Below are 9,391 nucleotides of genomic sequence, written 5' to 3' on the forward strand. Positions count from 1 at the left end.
GGACCGGCTCCCCCGCCGCGTTACTCGCACCCGCCGACCACGACGGCCCGTGTTCCCGGCCCGTGACCGCCGCGGCAACGGCGGCCACGGGCCGGGACCGTGCTCACTGTCCGGCGTCCACCCAGCCGTCCAGCCAACGGTGGATGAGGAACAGCGCGATCGACGACGGTGGCGGAAGGAGCAACCCGGCCCCATCGCCCACGTCCACCGTCTGCCCGGCCAGCGCCGCACCGATCTCCCGGCGTGAGAACCACCGGGCGTAGGCGATCTCGGACGGGTCGACCTGCACCGGAACGGTCGGGTCCGCGGTGGCCAGGAAGCCGAGCATCAGCGAGCCGGGGAAAGGCCATGCCTGGCTGCCCACATACCCGACGCGCTCCACGGTGATGCCCACCTCCTCGCGGACCTCGCGCAGCACGGCGGCCTCCGCCGACTCGCCCGGCTCGACATAGCCGGCCAGGCAGGAGTAGCGCCGACCGCCCGGGGTGCCCGGCCAGCTGGCGTTGTTGCCCAGCAGACAGTGCCCGTCCGGGCCGTCCACGCCGTCGTGCACCAGCACGATCATCGCCGGATCGGTACGCGGCCAGATCCGCCCACCGTTACGGTCCACCCGGGACCAACCGGCCTCGTCCATCGCGGTCGGTGCCCCGCTGCTCGTCGAGTAGCCGTGCCGGGTGTGCCAGTTGACCAGCGCCAACGCGGTGGTGAAGATGCCGGCCTCCCGGTCGGCGAGCAGGTGGCCCACCTCGCGCAGGTTGACCGCCCGGGTCCCCGGTAGCGCCGGAAGCGGCGCGTCGACCGCGAAGACCGGCACCCCGTCCGGCTCGACACCGAGGAACATCGCCGTCGACTCGGACCCGGCGGGCACGTCGGCCGAACCGAACAGCACCAGCGCCGGAGGCGACGTGCCCGTACGGGCCAGCGTCCGCCCCTGGTCGGTCGAGTCGAGCACCAGCACCCGGGCACGCAGCCACGCCTCGGTCAACCACTGCGCGTCACCCCGCCGGTGTGCCGCCCGATCCAGCGTGGAGCGGGCCAACGGCGGTGCCACCTCCCCGCTCACGACACAGGCTCGGTGTGGACCGTGGTCAGCGCGGCCAGGCCCGGCGTGACCCGCTCTGCGTCGCCGAGCACCACGATCGCCGCCCGGGCCGGCGCAAGGTACCGGGCCGCCGCCTGCGCGACGTCGTCGATGCTCGCCTTCGCCAACCTCGCCGCGTACTCGGCGAGGAAGTCCAGGCGCAGCCCGTTGCCCGCGTACGCGCTGGTCAGCGCCGCCAACCCGGCCTGGGTGGACATGCCGAGCTGAAGGGTTCCCAGGGCGTACTGACGGGCCTGCTCCAACTCCTCGGGCTTCGGTGGCAGCGACGCCAGCCGACCCAGCTCGTACGTCGTCTCGAGCAACGCCGGGCCGGTCACCTCGGTGGCCACCTCGGCGGCGGCGACCAGCACCGACCCGGCGACCGAGTGCTCGATCCCCGAGTGCGGGCCGTACGTGTAGCCCTTGTCCTCGCGGATGTTCTCCACCCAACGGGAGGAGAAGTAGCCACCGAAGATCAGGTTGGCGAGTTGCAGCGGAGCGTGGTCGGGGTCCGTGCGGGACACGGCCGGGAGCGCGATCCGCAGTGAGGACTGCACCGAGCCGGGCCGGTCGACCAGCAGCAGCGGCCCCGGCTCCAGCGGCGGGATCGCCGGCAGGTCGGCGGTACGCCCGGCGCCCGCCCAACCGCCCAGGGCCCGCTCGGCCGCGTCCAGGGCCTTCTCCGGCTGCACGTCGCCGACCAGCACCAACTGCGCGCCGACCGGGTGAACACGCTCCGCGTGCAGGGTGCGCAACGCCGCCGGTCGGACGGCGCGGATCTGGCCCGGCTCCGGGGTCTGCGTCGCGTACGGGTGCCGGCCGTAGACCCGCTTCAGCAGCGCCTCCCGGGCCAGGTGCGCCGGTTGGCTCTGCGCCACCTGGATCCGGTCGACCAGTCGGTCCCGTTCGGTGGCCACCTCGTCGCTGGGATAGCTGGCGCTGGTCAGCACCTCGGCCAACAGCTCCAGCATCCGGTCCAGGCCGGTGACCAGCCCCGCGCCGGAGAGCATCAGCCGGTCCGGGTCGACGCCCGCGGAGAGCCCGCCACCCACCTTCTGCAACTCGGCGGCGATCTGCACGCTGGTCATCGAGTCGGTGCCGGACAGCATGGTCTGCGAGAGCATCGCGCCGCGGGCCAGGTGTACCCGACCGAACGGGACCCAGAGCCGCAGCTCGACCAGCGGCACGGCAGGCCGGCGTACGGCGATCACGGTGAGGCCGTTGCGCAGCGTGCGCTCGGCCTGCTTGGGCACCTTGAGCTTGCGGGTCGGGCCGAGCGGCGGCAACGTACGCGGCCCGACGGAAGCGATGGTCGTACCAGTCACTGTGTCACCTTCGTTCGCGACTGCGGGGCTCGCAAAACCGGCTCACTCCTCGCGCTCACCTAACGCCTCCGGCAATGACCTCGATCGCGGCCCGACGCTCCGGGCGGAGGGTGGCCGCGGCGGCCCGGACCTGCTCCTCGGTGACCTCGCCGACCAGCCGGGGCAGCTCGTTGAGCAGGCCCGGTTCGCCGCGTTGCTGCTCCAGGACCGCCATGCGCAGCGCCCGGCCGAGCACCGCGTCGGTGTCGCGCAGCAGGTGGGTCGCCATCCGGGCCTGGGTGCGGGCCAGCTCACCGTCGGTCAGCCCGTCGCTGGCCAGCCGGTCCAGTTCCTCGTCGATGGTGCGCAGCACCTTGTCCACGTCTCCCCCGGGTGGCAGGTGCGCCTGCAACAGCAGTGCGGTGGGATCGCGTACGTCGAAGGGGTCGCCCATGAAGCCGAGGTAACCGCCGAGGCTGGTCACCGTGCGGTCGCGCTGCACCAGGCGCTCGACCAGCCGCGACGCGTCGCCGTCGGTGAGCACCTCGGCCAGCACCACGTACGGCAGGTAGCCGGCGAAGTCGGTGACCGGGTCCGGCACCCGCCAGGCGCCGGCCACCGCCGGCAGCGGTGCCAGGGCATCGGTGTACGCGGTGCGCCGCTCGGCGGTCAGGTCGGGTTCGGTGAAGTCGGGCCGCTCCGGAGCCGGCCGGGCTGGTACGTCACCGAAGTGGCGGTTGACCAGCTCGGTTGCCTCGGCCACGTCGATGTCGCCGCTGACGGCAAGGACCGCGTTGCCGCTGGCGTAGTAGCGGCGGAAGAAGTCGGCGGCGTCGGCGACGGTCGCCGACTCCAGATCGTCGAAGGAGCCGTAGCCGTCGTGCGCGTTCGGGAAGGTGTCGAACATGACCGGCGGCAGGGTCAGCCAGGGGAAGCCGCCGTACGGCCGGTTGAGGACGTTGACCCGGATCTCCTCCTTGACCACGTCGACCTGGTTGCGCAGGTTCTCCTCGGTCAGCCGAGGGCCGCGCATCCGGTCCGCCTCCAGGAACAGCGCGCGTTCCAGTGCGTTGCTCGGCAGCGTCTCGAAGTAGTCGGTGTAGTCCAGGTGGGTGGAGCCGTTGAAGGTGCCGCCGGCGCCCTGCACATGCCGGAAGTGGGCCAGCTTCTCCAGGTTTTCCGAGCCCTGGAACATCAGGTGCTCGAAGAGATGGGCGAAGCCGGTGCGACCTTCCGGCTCGGAGCGGATGCCGACGTCGTAGACGACTGCCACTCCGATCACCGGTGCACTGCGATCGGGGGTGAGCACCACCCGCAGGCCGTTGTCGAGGGTGAACCGCTCGACCGGATACTTCGTCGCTGGAATTCTGGATCTCCGCGCCGTCACGGGGTCGACCCTAGCGCGTCGGCACCCCCGCCACCGGCGACCTCCCCGGAGCCGCCGCCACCGGGGCAGTGACCAGAGGCAGCACCTCGGCGCCCACCCGCTCGGCCTCCTGCCGGTGCGGCCACCCGGAGAGGACGAATTCGTCGATGCCGAGCGGGGCGTACTCGTCGATCCGGGCCGCGACCTCGGCGTAGCTGCCGACCAGCGCGGTGCCGGTGCCCTCGCCAGCGACGATTACCCTAGCAAGCTGGTAGGAAATACCGACATATTCGAGACGTGCGATCCCGGCATCTGGACGGGTCTTGACGCTGCCCACCACCTGACCCACTCTTCCTACCAACTAAGTAGGAATACTGCGGATTGGATGGACGATGAGACGGCTCCCCCTGCGCCGGTTGGTCACCCTGGCCACCCTCACCGCCCTCGGCGCGGCGACCCTCGGCAGCACCGCCGCGTGCGGCGGCGACAGCGACGGCACGGGTGGCAGCTCCGGCCCGGTGACGCTACGTCTCGGCTACTTCCCCAACATCACCCACGCGCCGGCGGTCGTCGGCGTCGAGAAGGGCATCTTCGCCGAGAAGCTCGGTGCCGACGTCACGCTGGACCCGAAGACCTTCAACGCCGGCCCGGCCGCCATCGAGGCCGTCTTCTCCGGCGCGCTGGACGCCACCTACATCGGTCCGAACCCGACGGTGAACGCCTTCTCCAAGTCCAAGGGCGAGGCCGTCCGGGTCATCTCCGGCGCGGCCTCCGGCGGCGTGGCGCTGGTCGTCAAGCCCGGCATCACCGGGGCGCAGGACCTGAAGGGCAGGAAGATCGCCACCCCGCAGTTGGGCAACACCCAGGACGTGGCGATCCGTTACTGGCTCAAGCAGCAGGGCCTCACCACCACCAAGGAGGGTGGTGGTGACGTCAAGATCGTGCCGCAGGAGAACGCCCAGACCGTCGAGACGTTCAACAGCGGTGCGATCGACGGCGCCTGGGTGCCCGAGCCGTTCGTCTCCCGCCTGGTCAACGCCGGCGGCAAGGTGCTGGTCGACGAGCGCGACCTGTGGCCGGACAAGAAGTTCGTCATCACCAACCTGCTGGTCAGCACGAAGTTCCTCAAGGCGCACCCGGACGTGGTGCAGAAGCTGGTCGACGGCCAGGTCGCCGCCAACGATTTCGTCAACACCAAGCCCGACGAGGCCCAGCAGGCGATCTCCGACGCGATCGGCAAGATCACCGGCAAGCCGCTCGACCTGAAGCTGATCAAGCAGGCGTGGCCGACGTTGGAATTCACCAACGACCCGATCTCCTCCTCCCTCAAGGCTGGGCTCGACCACGCCGTCGAGGTGAAGCTGACCGACCCGGTCGACCTCAAGGGCCTGTACGACCTGACGTACCTCAACAACGCGCTCAAGGCGCAGGGCAAGCCCGAGGTCGTCCAGCCATGACGTCGACCACGACGACACCGGGAAGCGCGACCACCGCGGTCGCGCTCTCCGGCGTGACCAAGGTGTACGGGCGCGGGGCGAACGCCGTCCTGGCCCTGGACGGTGTGTCCCTGGACGTCGCGCCCGGCGAGTTCGTCTGCCTGGTCGGCGCCTCCGGCTGCGGCAAGAGCACGCTGCTCAACCTGGTCGCCGGGCTGGACCGGGTCAGTGGTGGGCAGATCACCCTGGCCGGCGACGCCAACCCGGGTCTGATGTTCCAGGAGCCGGCGCTCTTTCCCTGGCTGACCGTCGACGCCAACGTGGAGGTGCCGCTGAAGCTACGCCGGCTGCCCCGGGCCGAGCGCCGGGAACGGGTCGCCGAGCTGCTGCGCACCGTGCACCTGGCCGACTTCGGCCGCAAGCGCCCGCACGAGCTCTCCGGCGGAATGCGTCAACGGGTCGCACTGGCCCGCACCCTGGCCCTGGATACCCCGGTGCTGCTCATGGACGAACCGTTCGGCGCGCTGGACGCGATGACCCGCGACATCCTGCACGACGAGCTGGAACGCATCTGGTCGGAACGCCCGCTCTCGGTGCTCTTCGTCACGCACAACGTCCGTGAGGCCGCCCGACTGGCCGACCGGATCATCCTGCTCTCCAGCCGCCCCGGCCGGATCATCTACTCCACCGAGGTGGACATCCCGCGCCCACGGCGGATCGACTCCCCCGAGGTCGCCGCCATCGCCGCCGAGGTCACCGAGCGGCTCCGTACGGAGGTGGGCCGCCATGGCCAGTGACACCCTCACCAGTTCGGCGCGTACCGACGCGGAGATCTCCGGCCTGGACGCGTTGGAGATCGCCGGCCGGGACAAGGAGGTCACCCGGGGCGCCCGCATCTGGGCGGCCACCTGGCCCAAGCTGGCGGCGCTGACCATCGCCATCGCGGCCTGGCAGTTCGTGGTCTGGTCGGGCTGGAAGCCGCCGTACTCCCTGCCGGGGCCGCTGGAGGTCGGCCGTGAGCTGATCGCCCAGGCCCAGGGCCCGCAGCTCTGGGACGGCCTGCTCACCACGCTGCGGCGAGCCGCCGTCGGGTACGTCTTCTCGGTAGCCGTCGGCCTGCTGCTCGGCTTGGCGGTGGCCCGGTCCACGGTGCTGCGCGCCGCCCTCGGCTCGATGATCACGGCGTTGCAGACCATGCCGTCGATCGCCTGGTTCCCGCTGGCCATCCTGCTCTTCGAGCTGAGCGAGAAGGCGATCTTCTTCGTGGTGGTGCTCGGCGCGGCGCCGTCCATTGCCAACGGCGTGATCTCCGGTGTGGACTACGTGCCGCCGCTGCTGCTGCGGGCCGGCCGCAACCTGGGCGCTCGCGGGCTCAACCTCTACCGGTACGTCACCGCACCCGCCGCACTGCCCGCGATCGTCGCCGGGCTGAAGCAGGGGTGGGCGTTCTCCTGGCGCAGTCTGATGGCCGGTGAACTGCTCGTGGTCGGCATCTCGCAGACCTCGCTCGGCGCCCAGCTGACCTACTCCCGCGAGCTGTCCGACGCACCCTGGCTGCTCTCCACCATGATCGTCATCCTGGTACTCGGCCTGGTCGTCGACGCCGCGTTCGGTGCGGCCGACAAGGCGATCCGACGGCGCTGGGGTGTACTCGACCAGGCGGGCAACTGATCCCGTGTACGTCTCCGCGCGCAGCGACTACGCGCTCCGGGCGATGCTCGCCGTCGCCGCAGATAGCGGCGGCGGCAGTGACGTCGGCGGTGGCGGTGGCCGTGGCGGTGGCGGTGGCGGTGGCGGTGGCGGTGGTGAGACTGACGGCGGGTACGCGCTGACCCGTCCACCCGACGAGATCACCGTCGGAGACGCGATGTGGTCGGGTCGGTGCCCCGCCGACCCGACCACACCTCGTACCGATCCTGACCGGGCCTGCCCCTTCCCGGCACCGGTCGGCCGGCCGCTGCTCAGCCCACGTGTACGACAACCGGGCCGGAGCTCGGGTCGCCAGGGCTGTGCAGCTCCACCAGACTCGCGGGAGCGTTACCCGCAGAGGTGGCGTGCCAGGGTGCGAAGGCTGCGGCCATGGCGAGCAACAGACCGGCGAGCGCCACCGCGACCACCAGGATCAGTTCGCGCAGTGCACCCGAGCCGGCTTCGCCCGCCATGGTCACCCCTCCCACGCCGGGCCCCCCGGCCCGACTTCCCCCCGCCGATCAGCTTCGACCACGGGCAGCCGGGACACAGTCGGCCAGCCGACCCATTAGAGGCTGATTACCGATTCAACCGAACGGTCACATGACCGGACCACGACGGCGGCGGCCAGTATGGCGGCGGCGGAACAGGCCGAAGGCGAAACCGACCCGCCCGGCCGAAGCGGGGCGGGTCGGAGACGGTGCGACGAAGATCAGACGGTACGCGGGCGACGCGGGCGGCGGGACCGACCCGACGCGCGGTGCGCCGACCGGGCGGCGCCGTCGGCGACCGGGCCGCCAGCGGTGCGTACCCGGCCAGCGGGTGCCGGCGGAGCAACGATGGTCACCGGCACACCGGACGGCTCGCGAGCACCGGTCACCCGGGCCAGCGCCTCGCCATCGGAACGCACCTGGACCGACTCGGGCCGGATACCGGCGGTGGCCATCAGCCGGGACACGTCCCGGCGCTGCTCCGGCAGGACCAGGGTGACCACGGAACCGGACTCGCCGGCCCGGGCGGTCCGGCCGCCCCGGTGCAGGTAGTCCTTCGCCTCGGTCGGCGGGTCCACGTTGACCACCATGTCCAGGCCATCCACGTGGATGCCCCGGGCCGCAACGTCGGTGGCGACCAGAGCGGTCACCTGGCCGTTGCGGAACTGCTCCAGGATGCGGGTGCGCTGCGGCTGGGACTTGCCGCCGTGCAGCGCGGCCGCGCGTACCCCCTTGGAGAGCAACTGGCGGGCGAGCCGGTCGGCGCGGTGCTTGGTGCCCATGAACAGGATGGTGCGGCCCTCACGGGCGGCGATCCGGGTCAGCGCGTCGGGCTTGTCCGCGGCCTCGACGTGCAGCACGTGGTGGGTCATCGCGGTGACAGTGGCGGTGCCCGGGTCGACCGAGTGGGTGACCGGGTTGCTCAGGAAACGGCGGACCAACCGGTCCACGCCGCCGTCCAGGGTGGCGGAGAAGAGCATCCGCTGCCCCTGCGGCGCAACCTGCTCCAGCAGCTTGGTGACCTGCGGCAGGAAGCCCATGTCGGCCATCTGGTCGGCCTCGTCCAGCACGGTGATCTCGACCTGGTCCAGCCGGGCGTCGCCGCGGTTGATCAGGTCGTGCAGCCGACCGGGGGTGGCGACAACCACCTCGGCGCCGGCCCGCAGAGCGTCGGCCTGCCGCTGCAACGACAGCCCGCCGACGACGGTGGTGCAGCGCAGCCCGACAGCGCGGGCGTACGGGGCGAGCGCGGTGGTGACCTGCTGGGCCAGCTCACGGGTCGGCACCAGCACCAGGGCCAGCGGGCGACCCGGCCGGGCCTTACGGCCGGCGGTGCGGGACAGCAGCGCAAGCCCGAAGGCGAGGGTCTTGCCGGAGCCGGTACGACCCCGGCCCAGCACGTCCCGGCCGGCGAGCGAGTCGGGCAGCGTCGCCGACTGGATCGGGAACGGCTCGTTGATGCCCTGCGCGGTCAACGCGGTGAGCAGAGCCGGTGCCAGCCCGGTATGAGCGAAAGAAGGAATAACTGTGGTCATGCGGAAGCCTTCCTCGACGCGGCACGTGTCGAGGGAGGGCGCCGAAGTCGGCGCTGTCACCGGCGGCAAAAAGGCAGCCAGGACTCACAAGCACGAACCGATTGGAGTACGGGCCGGCCCGCCACCGGGCCGCCACCTGCGGAGGCAGGCGGCGGCGAGGCGGGCCGGTCCCGTCACCGTCACACCCGGAGGGCGCGACAGGTAATGCAGACCGATCCGAAGATCAGAGCGGGCGGATGTTCTCCGCCTGCGGGCCCTTCTGGCCCTGGGTCACCTCGAACTCGACCCGCTGGTTCTCGTCCAGGCTCCGGTAGCCGGAGGACTGGATCGCCGAGAAGTGGGCGAAGACGTCAGCGCCGCCGCCGTCCGGGGTGATGAAGCCGAAGCCCTTGTCAGCGTTGAACCACTTCACGGTGCCAATAGCCATGTGTTTCGTCTCCTTGACGGAACGTCGGACTCGCACTTGTTGCGTGCCCGAAGAGGAGCGCT

Annotated in this window: 10 protein-coding genes; 3 read left to right on the forward strand and 7 right to left on the reverse strand. The window is 71.3% G+C overall.

What is annotated here, in order from left to right:
• Positions 1–103 precede the first annotated feature (103 nt).
• Genes nudC through JOD64_RS09635 form a run of 4 tightly spaced genes read right to left on the reverse strand, consistent with a single transcriptional unit; the run spans position 104 to position 4,091 of the window.
• A complete protein-coding gene (gene nudC / locus JOD64_RS09620) occupies positions 104–1,063 on the reverse strand; it encodes an NAD(+) diphosphatase (protein ID WP_204941920.1) in 960 nt (319 codons plus the stop codon).
• On the reverse strand, positions 1,060–2,406 hold the full coding sequence (locus JOD64_RS09625; RefSeq protein ID WP_204941921.1) for a M16 family metallopeptidase: 1,347 nt from the start codon (positions 2,404–2,406) through the stop codon (positions 1,060–1,062). Before JOD64_RS09625 ends, nudC begins: the two co-directional genes overlap by 4 nt.
• Before the next feature lie 55 nt (positions 2,407–2,461).
• On the reverse strand, positions 2,462–3,772 hold the full coding sequence (locus JOD64_RS09630; RefSeq protein WP_204941922.1) for a M16 family metallopeptidase: 1,311 nt from the start codon (positions 3,770–3,772) through the stop codon (positions 2,462–2,464).
• A gap of 10 nt (positions 3,773–3,782) precedes the next feature.
• On the reverse strand, positions 3,783–4,091 hold the full coding sequence (locus JOD64_RS09635; protein WP_372434111.1) for a hypothetical protein: 309 nt from the start codon (positions 4,089–4,091) through the stop codon (positions 3,783–3,785).
• 52 nt (positions 4,092–4,143) lie between these two features.
• Here JOD64_RS09635 and JOD64_RS09640 point away from each other — a divergent pair, with 52 nt between their 5' ends.
• From JOD64_RS09640 to JOD64_RS09650, 3 genes are read left to right on the forward strand one after another with little or no spacing between them, the layout of a single operon-like run.
• Entirely contained in the window at positions 4,144–5,208 is a 1,065-nt protein-coding gene (locus JOD64_RS09640) for an ABC transporter substrate-binding protein (RefSeq protein WP_204941923.1), read from the forward strand.
• Positions 5,205–5,984 (forward strand): ABC transporter ATP-binding protein, encoded by a 780-nt coding sequence (locus tag JOD64_RS09645; RefSeq protein WP_204941924.1) that lies wholly within the window; start codon positions 5,205–5,207, stop codon positions 5,982–5,984. Before JOD64_RS09640 ends, JOD64_RS09645 begins: the two co-directional genes overlap by 4 nt.
• The gene (locus tag JOD64_RS09650) at positions 5,974–6,858 is read left to right on the forward strand and encodes an ABC transporter permease (protein WP_204941925.1); all 885 of its coding nucleotides are present in this window, start codon (positions 5,974–5,976) and stop codon (positions 6,856–6,858) included. The genes JOD64_RS09645 and JOD64_RS09650 overlap by 11 nt, the downstream gene beginning before the upstream one ends.
• Before the next feature lie 290 nt (positions 6,859–7,148).
• Here the strand turns inward: JOD64_RS09650 and JOD64_RS09655 are convergent, their stop codons facing one another.
• From JOD64_RS09655 to cspE, 3 genes are all read right to left on the reverse strand, one after another.
• Positions 7,149–7,349 (reverse strand): hypothetical protein, encoded by a 201-nt coding sequence (locus JOD64_RS09655; protein ID WP_204941926.1) that lies wholly within the window; start codon positions 7,347–7,349, stop codon positions 7,149–7,151.
• Positions 7,350–7,588: 239 nt separating this feature from the next.
• The gene (locus JOD64_RS09660; RefSeq protein ID WP_204941927.1) at positions 7,589–8,902 is read right to left on the reverse strand and encodes a DEAD/DEAH box helicase; all 1,314 of its coding nucleotides are present in this window, start codon (positions 8,900–8,902) and stop codon (positions 7,589–7,591) included.
• 223 nt (positions 8,903–9,125) lie between these two features.
• Positions 9,126–9,329, reverse strand: coding sequence for a transcription antiterminator/RNA stability regulator CspE (gene cspE, locus JOD64_RS09665; protein ID WP_007464836.1), 204 nt, complete (start codon positions 9,327–9,329; stop codon positions 9,126–9,128).
• Between the last annotated feature and the right edge of the window lie 62 nt (positions 9,330–9,391).

Source organism: Micromonospora luteifusca, from assembly GCF_016907275.1.
Classification (GTDB): domain Bacteria; phylum Actinomycetota; class Actinomycetes; order Mycobacteriales; family Micromonosporaceae; genus Micromonospora; species Micromonospora luteifusca.